Origin of the sequence: Dactylosporangium sp. NPDC051541 (genome assembly GCF_044454505.1) — a bacterium.
In the GTDB taxonomy this organism is placed as follows: domain Bacteria; phylum Actinomycetota; class Actinomycetes; order Mycobacteriales; family Micromonosporaceae; genus Dactylosporangium.
The window spans coordinates 57,480-76,976 of record NZ_JBITDU010000015.1 but is presented as its reverse complement, the minus strand read 5'-3'; the positions used below and the strand labels follow the sequence as shown (position 1 = coordinate 76,976).

Sequence of the window (19,497 nt, the reverse complement as noted above, 5' to 3'; positions counted from 1 at the left end):
CGTATCGGCCCGTGGCCGCGCCGCCCGTGCGGCCACGGGTAACACGTCACACACCGAGCTCGCGAGGAATCGCCCGCGCGCGGCCTACAGTTCGGTGGTGACGTCTGACGGCAGAAGTACTGAAGGCAACGCGATGCGGCGGGCGCTGCGGCGAGCGGCGGACGGCCGCACCCTGGACGCGACCGAGGCCGCCGTCCTGCTGACCGCGCGCGGAGCGGCCCTGGACGACCTGCTCGGCATCGCCGGGTCGGTGCGCGACGCGGGGCTCGCCGACGCCGGCCGCCCGGGTGTCATCACGTTCTCCAAGAAGGTCTTCATCCCGCTGACCCGGCTGTGCCGGGACCGGTGTCACTACTGCACGTTCGCGACCGTGCCGCACCGGCTGCCGAGTGAGTACCTCGAGATCGACGAGGTCCTCGAGATCGCCCGCGCCGGCGCCGCCCAGGGCTGCAAGGAGGCCCTGTTCACGCTGGGCGATCGGCCGGAGGAGCGCTGGGACCAGGCCAAGCGCTGGCTGGACGAGCGCGGCTACGACTCGACGCTGTCCTACCTGCGGGCCTGCGCCATCGCGGTGCTGGAGGAGACCGGTCTGCTGCCGCACCTCAACCCGGGCGTGCTGTCGTGGGCCGAGCTGCAGCGGCTCAAGCCGGTCGCGCCGAGCATGGGCATGATGCTGGAGACCACCGCGACCCGCCTGTGGTCGGAGCCGGGCGGCCCGCACTTCGGCTCGCCGGACAAGGAGCCCGCCGTCCGCCTCCGCGTCCTCGACGACGCCGGCCGGGTCGGGGTGCCGTTCACCACCGGCATCCTCATCGGGATCGGCGAGACGCTCGACGAGCGGGCCGAGTCGCTCTTCGCGATCCGCCGGACGATGCGGGAGTACGGCCACATCCAGGAGACGATCGTCCAGAACTTCCGGGCCAAGCCCGACACGGCGATGCGCGGCCTGCCCGACGCCGAGCTGCAGGACCTGGCCGCGACGATCGCCGTGGCCCGGCTGGTCCTGGGCCCGAAGGCGCGCATCCAGGCCCCGCCCAACCTGATCGACGACGAGCACGCGCTGCTCATCCGGGCCGGGATCGACGACTGGGGCGGCGTGTCCCCGGTGACGCCGGACCACGTCAATCCGGAGCGGCCCTGGCCGGCCATCGACGAGCTGGCTCTGAAGACCAAAGCGGCGGGTTTTGTACTGCATGAGCGTCTGACCATCTACCCGGAGTATGCCCGCCGCGGTGTCCCGTGGCTGGACGCCCGCCTCCTCGCCCACGTCGAGGCGTTGCTGGACCGCGAGTCCGGCCTGGCCGATGAGCACGCGATGCCGGTGGGCCGGCCGTGGCAGGAGCCGGACGGCGGGCACGAGGACAGCGGGCGCACCGACCTGCACACCGCGATCGACGACGAGGGGCGAAGCGCGGACCGGCGGGGCGACTTCGACACCGTCTACGGCGACTGGAACGAGGTCGCACAGCGAGTACCGTCGACGGCTCCTCAGCGTTTGGAATCTGAGGTCCACAGTGGACTCTCTCTGGCCGCCAGTAACCCCGGTGCGCTCCTGCGGCCGGAGCACGAGGCGGCCGCGCTCGCACTGTTCAATGTGGACGGCGCGGGGCTGGAGGAGCTCGTCCGGATCGCCGACGACCTGCGCCGGGAGGCGGCCGGCGACGACATCACGTATGTCATCAACCGGAACATCAACTTCTCCAACGTCTGCTACGTCGGCTGCCGGTTCTGCGCGTTCGCCCAGCGTGAGCGCGACGCCGACGCCTACCGGCTCTCCTACGAGCAGGTCGCGGACCGGGCCGAGGAGGCCTGGAAGGCGGGCGCGTCCGAGGTCTGCATGCAGGGCGGGATCGACCCGAAGCTGCCGGTCGGGGCCTACGCCGAGCTGGTTCGCGCGATCAAGGCGCGGGTGCCCGGCATGCACGTCCACGCGTTCAGCCCGATGGAGGTTGTCACGGCCGCGGCCAAGGCCGGTGTGTCGATCCGCGACTGGCTGACCCAGCTCAAGGAGGCCGGCCTCGACACGATCCCCGGCACCGCCGCCGAGATCCTCGACGACGAGGTCCGCTGGGTGCTCACCAAGGGCAAGCTGCCGACGTCCGCGTGGGTCGAGGTGGTGTCGACGGCGCACGAGCTCGGCATCCGGTCGAGCTCGACGATGATGTACGGCCACGTCGACCACCCCGGCCACTGGCTCGGCCACTTCCGGGTGCTGGCCGGCATCCAGGACCGCACCGGCGGCTTCACCGAGTTCGTGGCGCTGCCGTTCGTACACCACAGCGCCCCCATCTACCTCGCCGGCATCGCCCGACCGGGGCCTACCCGGCGCGACAACCGCGCGGTGCACGCGATGGCCCGGGTGCTGCTGCACGGCCGCATCCCCAACATCCAGTGCTCGTGGGTCAAGCTCGGCGACGAGGGCACGGTCACGATGCTGCGCGGCGGCGCCAACGACCTCGGCGGCACGCTCATGGAGGAGACCATCTCGCGCATGGCCGGCTCCGAGCACGGCTCCGCCCGCACCCGGGAGGAGCTCGAGGCGATCGGGCACGCCGCCGGCCGCCCGGTCCGCCAGCGCACGACGACCTACGGCCAGGTCGCTATCCGGTCGTAGGGACCATCGCCACCACGGCGACCAACCCGCCCAGCAGGAGCAGGCCGAAGATGCGCCGGCCGGGGATGAGCAGCGCCAGCAGGAGCGCGCCCAGTGCGATTTTCACCGGGTGGGTGCGCACCTGCATCACCGGCCAGCCCACGTGCGGCAGGATCAGGCGCACCGGGCCGACCACCTTCTTGCGCTCGACGGTGGGTGAGTCCGTGGCCGCGGCCGCATCACCCTTCACCGTGAGGGCCCCGTCGGCGCGCTGGGAAACCACCCGCTGGGTGATAGGGCCCGGCGGTCCGTTGTACGTGACGATCTCGTACTGCGCGACGGACTGGGCGTTGGGGTCCACAAACACGAGATCGCCCGCGTGCATGGCGGGCGACATGGACTCGGACATCACGACGTAGGGCTTCCAGCCCAGGCCGGCGACGCCGACGGTGAACAGGACGATGGAGACGGCGGCGCCCAGGAGCAGACGACGAATCATGAGCGGGCCGACACGAGTGTGGGTCTCAGCTTTTGCCGCACATCGGCGCAGTTCGGCCGGGCGAGGGGTTCCTTGAGAGAAGTTGCCGAGACTCTTCCGGCGCGTCCGGCGTGTCGCCCGTTACCTCGGGCGGGGCTTCGTCGGTATGGGTACGGCACGGGGGTGCAGGCGGTCGCCAGAACGGGCCTATTTAGCAGGTTCGGCTTGACGACGCACGCATTACACGCGTGTAATTTCACGGGGGATGTTCGCCGGGTAGCTCGCAAGATGCCACCAAGCGGACATAAGGAACACCGCGCCGAGGTACAGCAACCTTGTAGGACATGCGCCTTCCGCGTGGGGGGTTGCGCCGGCATTGACGCCGGTGCGCAAGAAGGAGGCACGCTGATGGACGGCCGACCAGTCGTGGCCGACCTGCTGGGTAACGCTCCGGAGTGGCAAGAGCGCGCCCTGTGTTCACAGACCGATCCCGAGGCCTTCTTTCCGGAGAAGGGCGGGTCGACGCGCGAGGCCAAGCGCATCTGCTCGCGCTGCGAGGTGCGGGGAGACTGTCTGGAGTACGCGCTGGGGCACGACGAGCGCTTCGGGATCTGGGGGGGACTCTCGGAGCGCGAGCGCCGCAAGCTCAAGCGACGCGCCGCTTAGCAGGTTCGGATTATCAAGTAAAGGGCGTCGATCTCCTATCTGGGGGTCGGCGCCCCTTTGTATCCCTTTCTTTAGGCGTCTGGGGGAATTACCCGTAAATGTCCGCGGCGTCCCAATGGGTGCTGAGTGTCCGGCTCCTCGCGGTGCGGTGTCGGCTTGGCCGCCTCCCGGACCGCTTCCGCCAGCGCGAGCAGGTCGTCGTTCGTAGGCGGCGGCGGACCGTACTCGCCCTCGTGGCGGACCAGGTCCCAGCCCCGCGGCGCGGTCAGCCCGCGGGCGTGCGACTCGCACAGGTCGTAGGAGTGCGGCTCGGCGAACGCGGCCAGCGGACCGACAACTGCGGTCGATTCGGCATAAACGTACGTCAACGTCGCAACGGGCGATCGGGGGCAACCGTTGCGCGAGCATCGACGTGGGGTCCTCACGGCCGAACGGTATCGCTCCGAGGCCCCCGCACCGTCCTGTAAGGCCCGCGACACGCCGGGGTGACCACGCCGACACGCCCTCCCGAGCGATAGTCGCGGGCCGCGACCCGGCGCGGTTCGTGGAGGCCGCCCGCACGTCGAAGCCGCCGCTTACCGACGGCGTGACCAAAGTGTGCCCGGGGGTGTGGGTGGACGGAATCCCTCACCGGGGAGCGACCGAAGGGAGCGCGAGGACCAGCTACGCTGAACACCGTGGCGAGCCCAGACCGACGACGCAGCGGACCGGGCCGGCGCGGTCGCGACCGGCATGGCCGGGGTCTGCGCGGCCGGCTGGTGCCCGCATCGCTGCCCATGTCCCGGACCCGCGCCGAGATGTTCGACGACCTCGTCCTGGACTCCGTCGAGCAGCTCGAGCAGCGGTTCTCCCAGGAGCTGGCCGGGGTCGAGTTCGCGGTCGAGGACGTGCCGCCCGACCTCAACGTCTACGACTCCGACGTGCTCGAGGACGGCGAGGTCCCGCTCGCGCGGCTGCTGCCCGGGCGTCCGGGGCGCCACGGTGTGCCGCCCCGGATCGTGCTGTACCGCCGGCCCCTGGAGTTTCGCGCGGCCGACCACGACGACCTGGCCGACCTGGTCCACGACGTGATCATCGAGCAGGTCGCCAACCTGCTGGGCGTCTCCCCGGATGACCTGGAAGGCTAGAAACCGGACGACCTAGAAGGCTAGGAACAGGTTCCAGTTCCAGAAGAACCAGGTGATCAGGGCGAGTCCGCCGAGTGACACCACCTGGTGGATGCGGCCGCGCGGCCGGGTCGTCGCCCAGCCCCGGATCGCCTCGGCCACGGCCGCGATGAACCCCACGACCACCAGCACCGGCAGGGTCAGCAGGGCCTGGAACCACCACGGCGCCCCGTAGATGAAGTCCCGCGAGTGCCAGCCCAGCGCCCACGTCAGCAGGGCCAGGAACACCACGCCGAGCATCGAGGCGGCCGCCGTCAGCGGCCGGCGCCGCAGCGCGACCAGGGTGCCGAGGGCGACGACCACGAACACCGCCAGCAGGATGAGGTTGAACGGCAGCGAGTCGGTGGTGCCGAGCAGTTCGTACTCCGGCCCGTCGGTCGCCACCCGCCCGTCCCGGAAGACCAGGTGGTCGTCGCCGTCCCGCTGGGCGTACAGGCCCCCGCCCACGTCCGTGTACTCGTGGCCCTTGAAGTGCACGGTGCCGTCGCCGGCCACGGTCAGCCGCATCGGGCCGAGCAGCATCAGCAGATGCTCCACTGTGGAGTCGTTGTGCCGGGTCGGCGCGTAGAACCCCGGCTTCGGGGCGCCGGTGGCGGGGGCGTCGACCTTCGACGGGGTGATCTTCGGGGCGAAGCGGTCCAGGAACGCCGGTACCACGCCGAACGCGTCGGCCGCCCGGGTCGAGTTGAACGACAGGAACAGGCCCAGGTCGCAGTCCGGCACGAGTAGGAGCACGCTGGCGAACCCCTCCCAGCCGCCGTCGTGCATGAGCACCCGGTGGCCGTTCATGGTGCGGTCCTGGAAGCCGTGCGCGTAGCCGCCCAGCCGTGGGTCGGCCGCGAACGAGCGGGTGTGCATCAGCTGCGCGGTCGCGGGGGAGAGCAGCTTCCCGCCGCCGGCCAGGTGGGCCTTCATGAACTCGGCCAGGTCGTCGGCGGAGGCGGTGACCGCGCCGTCCGGGGTCAGCGGGTCGAAGATGAACGGCACCGTCCGGACCGGGTGCTCTTCGGTGTTGTAGCTGCGCACGGGCGTGAATGGCGGCGGCTCGGTCGCGCTGCTGTGCGCCATGCCGAGCGGGTCCAGGATGTGCCGCTGGACGTACTGGTCGTAGGGCTCGTGCGCGGTCTCGGCGACGATGTACCCGGCGAGGGCGGCGCCGTAGTTGGAGTATGCGGACACCTGGCCGGGCGGGCGGATCCGGCGCGGCATGTGGCCGGCCAGGAACTCGCCCAGCGGCGGTACGTCCGCGGCCGTGCGGGCGCCGGTGCCGATGATCTGGTCCTCGAAGCCGGCGGTGTGGTTCATGAGGTCGAGCAGGGTGATCGGCTGCGGGAAGGTCGCGGGGATCTTGAACGCGGTGAGGTAGGTGTTGACGTCCGCGCCCAGGCTCAGCTTCCCGGCCTCGACCTGCTGCATGACCGCCGTGTAGGTGAACAGCTTCGTGATGGACGCGATGCGCACCCCGGACGTCTTCGGGTCCATCGGGGTCTGCCGCTCGACGTCGGCCAGCCCGTACCCCTTGCTGAACACGGTCCTGCCCCCGGACACCACCGACACCACGGCCCCGGGGATCCGGTCGTTGCCGATGTGCGGCTGGAGCTGCTCGTCGAACAGCGCCCCGGCCGTGCTCACATCGCCGCATCCGGCCGGCGCCGCGCTCGCCTCCTTCGCCGTGGGGGCGACGACGGCGAATGACGCGACCACCAGCAGGCTCAGCATTCTTCGCATGCCTAGACCTTGGCCTTCGTGCACCCTGCCCCACATCGGAGCGCGGTCGGCGGTCGGCTCCGACAAAAGTCGCAGAGGCCCGCGTCGACGACGCGACTCGGGTCGGACGTGTTTTTCGGGCCCCGCTCCTAGATTTGGCGGCATGGAAAGACAACGGCTCGGCGACGCGGTCCTCGTGGCGACCTCCCTCGCGCTGACCGCACTGGCGCTGAAGGGCCACTGGGCCGCCGTGCCCTCCGCGGTCATAGGCATTGTGGGTGCCCTCGGTAGCCTGGCTCTGTGGTGGCGCCGCCGCCGCCCGGTCGCGGTGGGCTGGGTGGCCGCGGTTTCCTATGCGTTGTCCGGCAACCCGTTGCCGATCCTCTTCGGTGTGTACTCCGGTGCCGTACACGCACCGCGCCCGCGGGCCTGGTTCCTCCCGGTGGCGGGGGTGGCCGGGTTCACCGCCTGGTCCCTGCTCGACGACGGCCGCGTCAACGTCCAGGACACCGCCGCCGCCACCCTGGTCGCGTCGCTGCTGGCGGCCCTGGGCGTCTACGTGGCCACTCGCCGGGAACTGGCCGACTCCTGGCGCGAACGGGCCGAACGGGCCGACGCCGAACGCCGCCTGCGCGACGAGCACGCCAAGGCCGACGAGCGCACCCGCATCGCCCGCGAGATGCACGACGTCCTGGCCCACAAGGTTTCCCTGATCGCTCTGCACGCCGGGGCCCTGGAGCTGATCGCCACCGAGGACGAGCGGGTCCGGGCCGGCGCCGGCCTGATCCGGGTCACTGCCCGGGAGGCGCTGCAGGAGTTGCGGGAGGTCCTGGGCGTCCTGCAGTCCGGCGCCCCCACCTCCGACCTGCCCGACCTGCCGACGCTGGTGAGCGCCGCGACCCGGGCCGGCCAGGGGGTGGAGCTCCACGACGAGGCCGGCGACCTGCCCCCGGCGACCGCCCGCGTCGTGTACCGCGTGGTCCAGGAGGGCCTGACCAACGCCCGCAAACACGCTCCGGGCGCCCCGGTCACGGTCTCGCTGACGGCCGGGGCGACGGTCGTTGTGGACGTCCGCAACCCACCCCCGGCGGACGCCCCGGACCTGGACCTCCCGGGCGCGGGCACCGGCCTGATCGGCCTGCGGGAGCGCCTGCGGCTGGTCGGCGGCACCCTGGAGGCCGGCCCCATGGATGATGGCGGCTGGTGTCTGACGGCGGAGGTCCCGCGTGATTGACGTTGTGCTGGTCGACGACGAGGCCCTGGTCCGGGCCGGGCTGCGGATGATCCTGGGCACGGCCGACGACCTGGCGGTGGTCGGCGAGGCCGAGGACGGCGCGGCGGGCCTGGACGCGGTCCGCCGGCTGCGTCCGGCCGTGGTCCTCATGGACCTGCGCATGCCGAGGATGGACGGCCTGACGGCGACCGCGGCGATCCGCGCCCTGACCGACCCGCCGGCGGTCGTGGTGCTGACGACGTTCGACACGGACGACGCCGTCTTCCGGGCGTTGGAGACCGGGGCGACGGGCTTCCTGCTCAAGGACACCCCACCGGCCGAGCTCCTGAAGGCGATCCGGCTGGCCGCGGCCGGCGACGCCATGCTCTCCCCGACGGTGACCCGCCGAGTCATCGACCGCTACACCGCCGAGGACCGCTCCGCCCGCCGCCGCGGTGCCCTGGACCGCCTCGAAGCCCTGACCGAACGGGAGCGCGAGGTCCTGATCGAGATCGGCAACGGCCACGCGAACGCCACCATCGCGGCCACCCTCCACATGAGCGAGGCCACGGTGAAGACCCACGTCACGCACCTGTTCGACAAGCTCGCCGCCACCAACCGGGTCCAGCTCGCGATCGCCGCCTTCCGGGCCGGCCTGGTCGAGTAGCCGGCCTAGCCGCCCAGCAGGCGGGACATGAACGCGGCGCGGCGGGACGGGCGGCCGGTGCGGGACTCGGTGGCGTCGGCGGCCGACATGATGCGGAGGCTGGTGTTGACACCCAGCCAGCGCAGCGGCTCCGGCTCCCAGTTGGGGGAGCGGTGGCCGACCCACGGCAGGTAGGTCAGCTCGGTCCGCTCGCCGCGGATCAGGTCGGCCAGCGTCCGGCCGGCCAGGTTGGTGGTGCTCACGCCGTCGCCGACGTAGCCGCCGGCCCAGGCCAGGCCGGTCGCCGGGTCCAGGCCGACGGACGCCATCCAGTCGCGGGCGATGCCGAGCGGGCCGCCCCAGGCGTGCTCCACCGGCACCTCGCCCAGCGCGGGGAACAGCTCGCCCAGGGCTCGGCGCAGCTCCTGGAACACCCGCTGGTCGCGGTCGAAGGCCGGGTCGATCGTCGAGCCGTAGTGGTATGGGGCACCGCGGCCGCCGAAGGCCAGGCGGTCGTCGGCGGCGCGCTGGCCGTAGATGATGAGGTGGCGGAAGTCGGCGAACGTCTCGCGGTGGGCCAGGCCGGCCGCCGACCAGAACGAAGCGGGCAGCGGCTCGGTGGCGATCATCAGCGAATACACCGGCGCGATGGCCCGGCGGAAGCCCGGCAGCCGCGGGGTGAAGCCCTCGGTGGCGCGCACGACGATCGGGGCGCGGACCGTCCCGTGCGCGGTCTCGGCGCGGCCGGGGGACGGCCGGGTCACCCGGGTCCGTTCGAAGATGCGCACGCCCCGCCGCTCGCACGCCGCCGCCAGGCCGCGGACCAGCTTGGCCGGTTGGATCGCGGCGCAGTGCGGGGTGAAGGTGGCGCCCAGGACGTCTGTGGCCCCGACCTGGGCCCGCGCCTCGGCCGCGGTGAGCAGGTGCAGTTCGAGGCCGAACCGCGCCGCCTCGTCCGCCTCGGCCCGGGCCCGGGCGAGCTGGGCCGGCGTGCGGGCCAGGGTGACGGTGCCGCCCTTGGCATAGTCGCAGTCGATGCCCTCCAGCGCCGCGACCCGGCCGACCTCGTCCACTGTGGACTCCATGGCGGCGTTGAGGGCCAGGGCGTCCTGGCGGCCGTAGTGGCGGTCCAGGTAGGCGACGGACTTCGGGAACAGCGCCGAGCACCAGCCCCCGTTGCGGCCGCTGGCGCCGAAGCCGACGGTCTCGGCCTCCAGCACCGTGATGCGCACGGACGGGTCGGCGACCGCGAGGTAGTAGGCCGTCCACAGGCCCGTGAACCCGGCGCCGACGATGCACACGTCGGCCTCCGCGTCACCCGGGAGCGGCGGGCGGGGAGCCTCTGGTGGCAGTACCGACATCCATAAGCTCATGAAGCCTCTACAGGCGCTTCCATGCCTCGGTGAGCACCGAGCGCAGGATCTGCTCCATCTCCGCGAACTGGGTCTCGTCGCAGATCAGCGGCGGGGCCAGCTGGATCACCGGGTCGCCGCGGTCGTCGGCGCGGCAGTAGAGGCCGGCCTCGAACAGGGCCTTGGACAGGAAGCCGCGCAGCAGGGCCTCGGACTCGGCCTCGGTGAAGAACGGCTTGGTGGCCTTGTCCTTGACCAGCTCGATGCCGAAGAAGTAGCCGTCGCCCCGCACGTCGCCGACGATCGGGAGGTCGTAGAGGCGCTCGAGGTAGGAGCGGAACAGCGGCGAGTTGGTCCGCACGTGCTCGTTGAGGCCCTCGCGCTCGAAGATGTCGAGGTTGGCCAGGGCCACCGCGGAGCCGACCGGGTGCCCGCCGTAGGTGATGCCGTGTGCGAACCAGCTGCGCCCGTCGAGGAACGGCTCGGCCAGCCGCTCGGAGACGATCATCGCCCCCAGGGGCACGTAGCCGCTGGTGAGGCCCTTCGCGCAGGTGATGATGTCGGGCTGGTAGCCGTAGCGGGTGGCCCCGAAGTATTCGCCGAGCCGGCCGAACGCGCAGATGACCTCGTCGGAGACGAGCAGGACGTCGTAGCGGTCGCAGATCTCGCGGACCCGCTCGAAGTAGCCGGGCGGGGGCGGGAAGCAGCCGCCGGCGTTCTGCACCGGCTCCAGGTAGACCGCGGCGACCGTGTCCGGGCCCTCGAACTCGATGGCCTCGGCGATCCGGTTGGCGGCCCAGAGGCCGAACTGCTCCGGGGTCATCGACTCGTCGGGGCGGCGGTAGTAGTTGGTGTTGGGGACCCGGAACGCGCCCGGCACCAGGGGCTCGAAGTCCTGCTTCAGGATCGGGACGCCGGTGATCGACAACGCGCCCATCGAGGTGCCGTGGTAGGCGATGGACCGCGACAGCACCTTCGTCTTCAGCGGCTTGCCGACCTTCTTGAAGTACGACCGCGCGAGTTTCCAGGCACTTTCGACGGCCTCGGAGCCGCCGGTGGTGAAGAAGACCCGGTTGAGGTCGCCCGGCGCGAGGTCGGTGAGGCGCTCGGCCAGCTCGATCGCCTTCGGGTGGGCGTAGGACCACAGGGGGAAGTAGGCCAGCTCGGAGGCCTGCTTGGCGGCCGCGTCGGCGAGCTCGTGGCGGCCGTGGCCGGCCTGGACGACGAACAGCCCGGCGAGGCCGTCGAGGTAGCGCCGGCCGTTGCTGTCGTAGATGTACGCACCCTCGCCACGGACGATCACCGGGATGGGACTGTCCTTGTAGGTCGCCATCCGGGTGAAGTGCATCCACAGGTGCTCGCGGGCGGAGCTGTCGAGCGCGGCGGCGTCGGGTTGCTGGTCGATGGTCATCGGGTCCCCCAGGCGTATGTCTGTTTGGCGAGCTTGAGGTAGACGAAGGTCTCCGTCGCGGTAACGCCGGGGATGCTCCGCACGGTGTCGTTGATCAGGTCGAGCAGGTGCTCGTCGTCGGTGCAGACCAGCTCGACGAGCAGGTCGTAGCCGCCGGCGCAGATCACCACGTAGTCGATCTCGGGGACGGAGGCCAGGGACTTGGCGACCGGCCGCAGATCGCCCTCGACCTTCACCCCGATCATCACCTGGCGGGCGAAGCCCAGGGAGAGCGGATCGGTGACAGCCACGATCTGCATGACACCGGTGTCCAGCAGCCGTTGCACACGCTGGCGCACGGCCGCTTCGGACAGGCCGACGACCTTCGCCAGGGCGGCGTAGGACATGCGGCCGTCGCGCTGCAGCTGCTCGATGATCCGCTTGTTGACGTCGTCGAGTACGGGCTCGGACACGTGTGGATTCTTGCTCAGGACGGGCCCTTTGGCAACTAATTCCATGGCTGGTCAACGAATCACCCACGGAATCGTTAGGGTTGCCGAGGCTCGGAAACCGTTGCACACTGTGGCTCCCTGTTTCGGCGAGGTGACAGCCGTGACTCCGGCTTGACTTCGTTGCGCTTTTCGTTGTGCAGCCGGATCGTGACAACGGAATCCCTTGTGAGTGATGGCACTGCATGTCAGGATCAGTTGCCGGTCAATACCCCCCACTTGCACCGGCGTCGAGATCCATAGGAGCCTCCCGTGCGCAACTCGCCGCTCTCCCCTGAAGCGCAGGCGTTGCTCAACGCCACCGGCCTCTCGCGCCGGAATCTCATGCGTGGTCTCCTGGCCGGCGGAGCCATGGTCGCGACCGGCGGCGCGCTCGCCGCCTGCGGCACGAAGCCCGCGAAGAAGAACGACGCCGAGAAGGCCGCCTGCGTCGGCGCCGACGCCTCCGCCAGTGAGAAGAAGCTCAACTGGTCCAACTGGCCGCTCTACATCGACGTCGACGCCAACGACGACAAGAAGCGCCCCTCGCTGGATGCGTTCACCCAGAAGACCGGCATCGCGGTCACCTATACCGAGGACGTCAACGACAACAACGAGTTTTTCGGCAAGGTGCGCAACCAGCTCCAGGCGTGCCAGTCGATCGACCGCGACGTCATGGTCCTCACCGACTGGATGGCCTCCCGGGTCGTCAACCTGGGCTGGGTCCAGCCGTTCGACCCGGCCAAGGTGCCCAACTTCACCAAGAACCTGCTGTCCAACCTCAAGAACCGGCCGTGGGACAAGGACATGACCCACGCCGCCCCGTGGCAGTCCGGCCTGACCGGCATCGCCTACAACGGCGCCGTCACCAAAGAGGTCAAGACGATCGACGAGCTGCTGACCCGCCCGGACCTCAAGGGCAAGGTCGCCGTGCTCACCGAGATGCGCGACACGATCGGCCTGGTGCTGCTGTCGATGGGCAAGGACCCGGCGACGGTCTCCGACGCCGACTTCGACGCCGCCGTCGAGAAGCTCAAGAAGGCCGTCGACTCCGGCCAGATCCGCAAGTTCACCGGCAACGACTACAAGGAAGACCTGGCCAAGGGCGACCTCGCGGCGTGCGTCGCGTGGTCCGGCGACGTCATCCAGCTCGCCGCCGAAGAGGGCTCGAAGGTCACGTTCGTCACCCCCGAGGAGGGTCTGATCGTCTGGTCGGACAACCTGCTCATCCCCGCGCCGGCGACACACAAGGCCAACGCCGAGCAGCTCATCGACTACTACTACGACCCGGCGGTGGCCGCGCAGGTGGCCGCGACGGTCAACTACATCTGCCCGGTGCAGGGCGCCCAGGACGCGATGCAGAAGATCAACCCGGACCTGGCCACCAACCCGCTGATCTTCCCGGACTCGGCGACGCTGGCCAAGACGCACTCGTTCCGCGCGCTGACCGAAGAGGAAGACAAGAAGTACGCCGCCAAGTTCGAAGCCGTATCGGGGGCCTGATACATGGACCTGCGCCTCAGCGGGGTGACGAAGCGGTTCGGCGCGTTCACCGCGGTCGACGACCTGAGCCTGACCGTGCCCCCGGGCTCGTTCTTCGCGCTGCTCGGCGCGTCCGGGTGTGGCAAGACGACCACCCTGCGGATGATCGCCGGGCTCGAGGAGCCGACGGAGGGCCGGGTCCAGCTCGGCGAGCAGGACATCACGCGGCTCAGACCGTACAAGCGGCCGGTCAACACGGTTTTTCAGAGCTATGCGTTGTTCCCACATCTGAGCATCGAGGACAACGTCGCGTTCGGCCTGCGCCGGCGCGGCATCAAGAAGTGCGCCGACCAGGTGGAGGAGATGCTCCACCTGGTCGACCTCGACGGCTTCGGCAAGCGCCGCCCGGCCCAGCTCTCCGGCGGCCAGCAGCAGCGGGTCGCGCTGGCCCGGGCCCTGATCAACCAGCCCCAGGTGCTGCTGCTCGACGAGCCGCTGGGCGCGCTCGACCTCAAGCTGCGCCGGCAGATGCAGGTCGAGCTCAAGCGCATCCAGACCGAGGTCGGGATCACGTTCGTGCACGTCACCCACGACCAGGAGGAGGCCATGACGATGGCCGACACGGTCGCGGTGATGAACGCGGGCCGCATCGAGCAGCTCGGCGCGCCGGTGGAGATGTACGACTACCCCGGCACCGCCTTCGTCGCCAACTTCCTCGGCCAGTCCAACCTCCTGGCCGCCTCCGTGACCGGCCGGTCGGGCGACGACCTGCTGCTGGACGCCTACGGTGCCCGGCACTCGGTCCCGGCCGCGCGGGCCCGTTCGGACGAAGGCTCGGTCTGGCTCGGGGTGCGGCCGGAGAAGATGCACCTGACCACCGGCGAAGTGCCGGCCGGGCACCAGTCGGTGACCGGGATCGTGACCGACTCCTCCTACATGGGGGTCAGCACGCAGTATCTCGTCCAGGCACCGTGGGGCGAGGAGCTGACGGTGTTCTCGCCCAACTCGGGTGTGGCCCCGCCGCTCGCGGTCGCCAGCGAGGTGACCGTGTACTGGCGGCCCGACCATGCCTTCCTGCTGGAGCGGCCGGCGGAGCAGACCCACGCCCCGGTGGTAGCGGCCGTATGAGCGCGTTAGGCCAGCTGGGGACCGGCGCTCCGGTCAAGCTGGAAAAACCGAAACGACGGTGGCTGCCGTACTTGCTGCTGCTGCCCGGCGGGCTGTGGCTGGTCCTGTTCTTCGCGGTGCCGTGCATCCAGCTGTTCGCCACCAGCCTCTACGACCCGAGCGGGTCGCTGGAGGACGGATACGCGATGACCTGGGCGTTCAGCAACTACACCGACGCCATCGCCGAGTATCTGCCCCAGTTCGGCCGCTCCCTCTGGTATGCGCTGCTCACCACCGCCTTCTCGCTCCTGCTCGGCTACCCGCTGGCCTACGCGATCGCGCTGAAGGCCGGCCGCTGGAAGAACGTGCTGCTCATCTGCGTCATCGCGCCGTTCTTCACCGGCTTCCTGATCCGCACCCTGGCGTGGAAGGTCATCCTCTCCGACAACGGCACGCTGGTGTCGGTGCTCAACGCGCTGCACGTCCCGCTGCCCGACGGCCGGCTGCTGGCCACCACCCCGGCCGTGATCGCGGGGCTGGTCTACAACTTCCTGCCGTTCATGGTGCTGCCGCTCTACGCCAGCCTGGAGAAGCTCGACCCGCGGCTCATCGAGGCGGCCGGCGACCTCTACGCGCGCCCGGTCGCCCGGTTCACCCGGGTCGTGCTGCCGCTGTCGATGCCCGGGGTCGTGGCCGGCACGCTGCTCACGTTCATCCCGGCGGCCGGCGACTACATCAACGCGCAGCTGCTCGGCACCAACCGCCAGTTCATGATCGGCAATGTGATCCAGTCCAAGTTCCTCAAGGTCGGCGACTACCCGGCGGCCGCCGCGCTGTCGTTCACGCTGATGGCGGCGATCCTGGTGCTGGTGTTCATCTACGTCAAGCGGGCCGGAACGGACGAGGTGCTCTGATGCTCCACCGCCTGCGCAGGGCCGTCGCCGACCACTGGGTCCTCGGGATCGGGCTGCTCGTCCTGCTGTACCTCTTCGTGCCGATCGCCGTCGTGGCCGCGATGTCGTTCCGGGACGCCCGGGCCAACGCGCCCTACACCCTCGACAACTACAAGTTCACCCTCGAGCACTGGAAGAACCCGTTCGGCGTGGCCGGCATCGGCGACGCCTTCGCCCGCAGCATCGGCATCGCGCTGCTGGCCACGGTGGCCGCGACCGTGCTCGGCACCCTGATGTCCTTCGCCCTGGCCCGGCACGCCTTCCGCGGCCGCGCCGCCACCAACACGCTGATCTTCCTGCCGATGGCGACGCCCGAGATCGTCATGGGCTCCTCGCTGCTGGCCCTGTTCGTCGCGGCCGGTGTCCCGCTCGGCTTCTGGACCGTCGTCATCGCGCACGTCATGTTCTGCCTGTCGTTCGTCGTCGTCACGGTCAAGGCCCGGCTGGCCGGCATGGACCCGCGGCTGCAGGAGGCGGCCATGGACCTCTACGCCGATGAGCGGCAGACGTTCCTGCGCGTGACCCTGCCGCTGGTGCTGCCCGGCATCGTGTCGGCCGCCCTGCTGTCGTTCTCGCTGTCGTTCGACGACTTCATCGTCACCAACTTCAACTCCGGGACGGTCGTGACGTTCCCGATGTTCGTCTGGGGCGCGTCCCAGCGCGGCATTCCCGCGCAGATCAACGTCATCGGCACCGCGATGTTCCTCATCTCGTTCCTCATCGTCCTCATCGGACAGTTGCCGCGCCTGCGCCGCCGCAAGTCGGCCTGATGCCCTGGCCCAACCTCAGGGACCCACATGCGATTACTCATCGTCGGCGCCGGTGGCGTCGGCACCGCGGCCGCGCGCATCGCCGCGCGGCGATCCTTCTTCGACCATTGTGTGGTCGCCGACCACGATCCGGACCGGGCCCAGGCCGCGGTGTCCTCAGTGGACGATCCGCGGTTCGCCGCGGCCGTGCTCGACGCCTCCTCCGCTCCCGCGGTCGCCGACCTGTGCCGGAGCCTGCGCATCACCCACGTGCTCAACGCCGTCGACCCCCGCTTCGTCATGTCGGTGTTCACCGGCGCGTTCGAGGCCGGTGCGCACTACATCGACATGGCGATGTCGCTGTCGCAGCCGCACCCCGAGCGGCCCTACGAGAAGATCGGCGTGCTCCTCGGCAGTGAGCAGTTCGCTCTCGAGGACAAGTGGCAGGCGGCCGACCGGCTCGCCCTCGTCGGCATGGGCGTCGAACCGGGCCTGTCCGACGTGTTCGCCCGCTACGCCGCCGACGTCCTCTTCGCCGAGGTGCACGACATCGGCATCCGCGACGGCTCCGACCTGGTCGTGGAGGGCTACGAGTTCGCCCCCTCGTTCTCCATCTGGACCACCATCGAGGAGTGCCTCAACGCCCCGCTGATATACGAGAAGAACCGGGGGGTGTACGTCACGCAGCCCTTCTCGGAGCCCGAGATCTTCGACTTCCCGGCCGGCATCGGCCCCGTCGAGTGCGTGAACGTGGAGCACGAGGAGGTCCTGCTCATCCCGCGCTGGATCGACGTGCGGCGGGTCACCTTCAAATACGGCCTGGGCAACGAGTTCATCGAGGTCCTCAAGACCATCCACAAGCTCGGCCTCGACTCGACGAAGAAGATCCGGGTCGGCGGCGCCCTGGTGTCCCCGCGCGACGTGGTGGCCGCGGTCCTGCCCGACCCGGCCACCCTCGGCGACCGGATGCACGGCCGCACCTGCGCCGGCACCTACGTCACCGGCCTCGGCCGGGACGGGCGGCCGCGGGCGACCTACCTCTATCACGTCGTCGAAAACGCGTGGACGATGCGGGAGTACGGCTGCCAGGTCGTCGTGTGGCAGACCGCCGTCAACGCCGTGGTGGCCCTCGAACTGCTCGCGGCCGGTGTGTGGCAGGGCGCCGGCATCCTCGGCCCGGAAGCCCTGCCGCCGCGGCCGTTCCTCGAACTGCTGAGCGAGCACGGCGTCCCGTGGAGTATGCAGGAGCTATGACCATGTTCGGGCCCGACATCACGTTCCTCGGTGTGCCTCGTGGTGATGTGTCGGCCTTGGGGGACGTCGACGTCGTCATCATCGGCGCGCCGTACGACGGGGGCACCTCGCACCGGCCCGGGACACGGTTCGGCCCCTCGGCGGTCCGGCAGGCCTGCTACCTGCCGCAGGACGGCTCGCGGCCATCGCTGGCCCTGCGGGTCGACGGCCTGCGGGACCTGCGGGTGGTCGACGCCGGCGACGTCGAGATGTACGCGCCGGACTCGGCCCGGGCGATCCAGCGGCTGGAAGACGCCGTCTTCGCCATCGCCGACGCGGGCGCTATCCCGGTCGTGCTCGGCGGCGACCACACCGTCGCCTGGCCCGACGCGACCGGCGTGGCCCGCAAGCTCGGTTACGGCCGGATCTCGATGGTCCACTTCGATGCGCACGCGGATACCGGCGACACCGAGTTCGGCTCGCTGATCGGCCACGGCCAGCCGATGCGCCGCCTGATCGAGTCCGGCGCACTGCGCGGCGACCGCTTTCTGCAGCTCGGGCTGCGCGGCTACTGGCCCGGCCCGGAGACGCTGGACTGGATGGCCGCGCAGGGGATGCGCTCCTACGAGATGACCGAGATCGGCGCGCGCGGCCTGGACGAGTGCCTGACCGAGGCGTTCGCGATCGCCACCGACGACTGCGACGGCGTCTTCCTCTCCGTCGACATCGACGTGGTCGATCCCGGCATGGCTCCGGGGACGGGCACGCCGGAGCCGGGCGGGCTGACCGCCCGCCAGCTGCTGGACGCGGTCCGGCGGTGCTGCTACGAGCTGCCGATCGTCGGGGTCGACGTGGTCGAGGTGAGCCCGCCCTACGACCACGCCGACATCACCGCCTTGCTGGCCAACCGCGTCGTCCTGGAGGCCCTGTCGGCGATCGCCCGCAAGCGCCGCGGCGACCCGTGGGACCCCCGCCGGCCCCTACTCGAGGGCCGCTAGCGAAGACGCCAGCAGGTCGAGCGCCCGGTGCAGGGTCGCGTCGTCCATGACCAGCGGCGGGAGGAAGCGGATCACGTTGCTGTAGGTGCCGCAGGTGAGCAGCAGCAGTCCGGCTTCGTGGGCCTGGCGCTGGATCTGGGCGGTCCGGGCCGGGTCCGGGGTCGGCCCCCAGGGCGTCTCCGTCTCCGGGACCACGATCTCCAGGGCCAGCATCGCGCCCCGGCCACGGACGTCGCCGATGAAGGGGTACTGCTGCTGCAGCTCGCGAAGGCGCGGGAGCATGACGGACTCGATCCGGCGGGCGGCCGCGGCCAGGTCGAGGTCCTGCATGGTCTCGATGGTGGCGAGCGCGGCCGCGCAGGCGATCGGGTTGCCGCCGTAGGTGCCGCCGAGGCCGCCCGGGTGCACGGCGTCCATCAGCTCGGCCCGGCCGGTAACTCCGGCCAGGGGCAGGCCGCCGGCGATGCCCTTGGCCGTCGTGACGAGGTCCGGCTCCACCCCCTCGTGCGTGCTGGCGAACCAGTCGCCGGTGCGGCAGAAGCCGGTCTGGATCTCGTCGGCGACGTAGAGCGCCCCGTTGGCCCGGGCCCAGTCGGACAGGGAAGGCAGAAAACCTTCCGCCGGTACCACAAAACCGCCTTCGCCTTGAATCGGCTCGACGAGCACCGCCGCGACCTGATCCGCCCCGACCTGCTTCTCGATCGTGTTGATGGACAGGGCGGCCGCGTCGGGGCCGGACCGGCCGTCGCGGAACGGATATGACATCGGCACCCGGTAGATCTCACCGGCGAACGGGCCGAAGCCGTGCTTGTAGGGCATGTCCTTGGCGGTGAGGGCCATCGTCAGGTTTGTCCGGCCGTGGTAGGCGTGGTCGAACACGACGACGGCGCGGCGCCCGGTCGCGTGCCGGGCGATCTTCACCGCGTTCTCGACCGCCTCGGCCCCGGAGTTGAACAGGGCCGAGCGCTTCTCGAACGCGCCCGGGGTGAGGGCGTTGAGCTGCTCGCAGACGGCGACGTAGGCCTCGTACGGCGCGATCATGAAGCAGGTGTGGGTGAACCGCTCCACCTGCCGCTGCACCGCGGCCACCACCTTGGGGCTGGAGTTGCCCACGTTGGTGACCGCGATGCCGGCCGCGAGGTCGATCCACTCCCGGCCGTCGACGTCGGTGAGGGTGCCGTTCTCGGCGTGGTCGACGTAGGACGCGAGCATGCTGCTGACCCCGCGCGCGACGGCGACCGACCGGCGCTTGTGGATGTCGGCTGAGTTGGACATC

General features: G+C 70.5%; 18 protein-coding genes. 11 read left to right on the top strand and 7 right to left on the bottom strand.

Annotated features, from left to right (window positions below):
* Window positions 1-133: 133 nt before the first annotated feature.
* Complete coding sequence (locus ACIA8L_RS44390; protein WP_395914638.1) at window positions 134-2,614, top strand: bifunctional FO biosynthesis protein CofGH; 2,481 nt, start codon at window positions 134-136, stop codon at window positions 2,612-2,614.
* Here the strand turns inward: ACIA8L_RS44390 and ACIA8L_RS44385 are convergent.
* Window positions 2,601-3,092, bottom strand: coding sequence for a signal peptidase I (locus ACIA8L_RS44385; RefSeq protein WP_395914418.1), 492 nt, complete (start codon window positions 3,090-3,092; stop codon window positions 2,601-2,603). The genes ACIA8L_RS44390 and ACIA8L_RS44385 overlap by 14 nt on opposite strands.
* Before the next feature lie 387 nt (window positions 3,093-3,479).
* Between ACIA8L_RS44385 and ACIA8L_RS44380 the strand changes: the two genes are divergently transcribed.
* Window positions 3,480-3,737, top strand: a complete 258-nt coding sequence (locus ACIA8L_RS44380; RefSeq protein WP_223098741.1) for a WhiB family transcriptional regulator — start codon at window positions 3,480-3,482, stop codon at window positions 3,735-3,737.
* 71 nt (window positions 3,738-3,808) lie between these two features.
* On the opposite strand, the gene ACIA8L_RS44375 is transcribed toward ACIA8L_RS44380, so the two are convergent.
* Window positions 3,809-4,162 (bottom strand): DUF3499 domain-containing protein, encoded by a 354-nt coding sequence (locus ACIA8L_RS44375; protein ID WP_395914416.1) that lies wholly within the window; start codon window positions 4,160-4,162, stop codon window positions 3,809-3,811.
* Between the two features lie 252 nt (window positions 4,163-4,414).
* Between ACIA8L_RS44375 and ACIA8L_RS44370 the strand changes: the two genes are divergently transcribed.
* Window positions 4,415-4,864 carry a metallopeptidase family protein gene (locus tag ACIA8L_RS44370; RefSeq protein WP_345134834.1) on the top strand — a complete coding sequence of 150 codons (450 nt, stop codon included), beginning with the start codon at window positions 4,415-4,417 and terminating at the stop codon, window positions 4,862-4,864.
* A gap of 12 nt (window positions 4,865-4,876) precedes the next feature.
* Here ACIA8L_RS44370 and ACIA8L_RS44365 read toward each other — a convergent pair whose 3' ends face one another.
* Window positions 4,877-6,631, bottom strand: a complete 1,755-nt coding sequence (locus tag ACIA8L_RS44365) for a serine hydrolase domain-containing protein (protein ID WP_395914414.1) — start codon at window positions 6,629-6,631, stop codon at window positions 4,877-4,879.
* Window positions 6,632-6,773: 142 nt separating this feature from the next.
* Here ACIA8L_RS44365 and ACIA8L_RS44360 point away from each other — a divergent pair, with 142 nt between their 5' ends.
* Both ACIA8L_RS44360 and ACIA8L_RS44355 read left to right on the top strand, forming a co-directional pair.
* Window positions 6,774-7,844, top strand: a complete 1,071-nt coding sequence (locus ACIA8L_RS44360; RefSeq protein WP_395914412.1) for a sensor histidine kinase — start codon at window positions 6,774-6,776, stop codon at window positions 7,842-7,844.
* Complete coding sequence (locus tag ACIA8L_RS44355) at window positions 7,837-8,490, top strand: response regulator (RefSeq protein ID WP_395914411.1); 654 nt, start codon at window positions 7,837-7,839, stop codon at window positions 8,488-8,490. The genes ACIA8L_RS44360 and ACIA8L_RS44355 overlap by 8 nt, the downstream gene beginning before the upstream one ends.
* A 5-nt stretch (window positions 8,491-8,495) precedes the next feature.
* On the opposite strand, the gene ACIA8L_RS44350 is transcribed toward ACIA8L_RS44355, so the two are convergent.
* From ACIA8L_RS44350 to ACIA8L_RS44340, 3 genes are read right to left on the bottom strand one after another with little or no spacing between them, the layout of a single operon-like run.
* Window positions 8,496-9,842: an NAD(P)/FAD-dependent oxidoreductase gene (locus ACIA8L_RS44350; protein ID WP_395914410.1), complete on the bottom strand. Its 1,347-nt coding sequence runs from the start codon at window positions 9,840-9,842 to the stop codon at window positions 8,496-8,498.
* 7 nt (window positions 9,843-9,849) lie between these two features.
* Window positions 9,850-11,232 carry an aspartate aminotransferase family protein gene (locus tag ACIA8L_RS44345; RefSeq protein ID WP_395914408.1) on the bottom strand — a complete coding sequence of 461 codons (1,383 nt, stop codon included), beginning with the start codon at window positions 11,230-11,232 and terminating at the stop codon, window positions 9,850-9,852.
* Window positions 11,229-11,729 carry an Lrp/AsnC family transcriptional regulator gene (locus ACIA8L_RS44340; protein ID WP_223098718.1) on the bottom strand — a complete coding sequence of 167 codons (501 nt, stop codon included), beginning with the start codon at window positions 11,727-11,729 and terminating at the stop codon, window positions 11,229-11,231. Before ACIA8L_RS44340 ends, ACIA8L_RS44345 begins: the two co-directional genes overlap by 4 nt.
* Before the next feature lie 243 nt (window positions 11,730-11,972).
* On the opposite strand from ACIA8L_RS44340, the gene ACIA8L_RS44335 reads away from it, so the two are divergent.
* The 6 genes from ACIA8L_RS44335 to speB are packed head-to-tail and all read left to right on the top strand — an operon-like array spanning window position 11,973 to window position 18,221.
* Window positions 11,973-13,202, top strand: coding sequence for an extracellular solute-binding protein (locus ACIA8L_RS44335; protein WP_395914406.1), 1,230 nt, complete (start codon window positions 11,973-11,975; stop codon window positions 13,200-13,202).
* A gap of 3 nt (window positions 13,203-13,205) precedes the next feature.
* Window positions 13,206-14,309, top strand: a complete 1,104-nt coding sequence (locus ACIA8L_RS44330; RefSeq protein WP_395914404.1) for an ABC transporter ATP-binding protein — start codon at window positions 13,206-13,208, stop codon at window positions 14,307-14,309.
* Entirely contained in the window at window positions 14,306-15,202 is an 897-nt protein-coding gene (locus tag ACIA8L_RS44325) for an ABC transporter permease (protein ID WP_395914402.1), read from the top strand. The genes ACIA8L_RS44330 and ACIA8L_RS44325 overlap by 4 nt, the downstream gene beginning before the upstream one ends.
* Window positions 15,202-16,011 (top strand): ABC transporter permease, encoded by an 810-nt coding sequence (locus tag ACIA8L_RS44320; RefSeq protein ID WP_395914400.1) that lies wholly within the window; start codon window positions 15,202-15,204, stop codon window positions 16,009-16,011. The genes ACIA8L_RS44325 and ACIA8L_RS44320 overlap by 1 nt, the downstream gene beginning before the upstream one ends.
* A gap of 27 nt (window positions 16,012-16,038) precedes the next feature.
* The gene (locus tag ACIA8L_RS44315; protein WP_395914398.1) at window positions 16,039-17,244 is read left to right on the top strand and encodes a saccharopine dehydrogenase family protein; all 1,206 of its coding nucleotides are present in this window, start codon (window positions 16,039-16,041) and stop codon (window positions 17,242-17,244) included.
* Window positions 17,241-18,221 (top strand): agmatinase, encoded by a 981-nt coding sequence (gene speB / locus ACIA8L_RS44310; protein WP_395914396.1) that lies wholly within the window; start codon window positions 17,241-17,243, stop codon window positions 18,219-18,221. Before ACIA8L_RS44315 ends, speB begins: the two co-directional genes overlap by 4 nt.
* Here speB and gabT read toward each other — a convergent pair.
* Window positions 18,204-19,496: a 4-aminobutyrate--2-oxoglutarate transaminase gene (gene gabT / locus ACIA8L_RS44305; protein WP_395914636.1), complete on the bottom strand. Its 1,293-nt coding sequence runs from the start codon at window positions 19,494-19,496 to the stop codon at window positions 18,204-18,206. The genes speB and gabT overlap by 18 nt on opposite strands.
* Window position 19,497 lies beyond the last annotated feature (1 nt).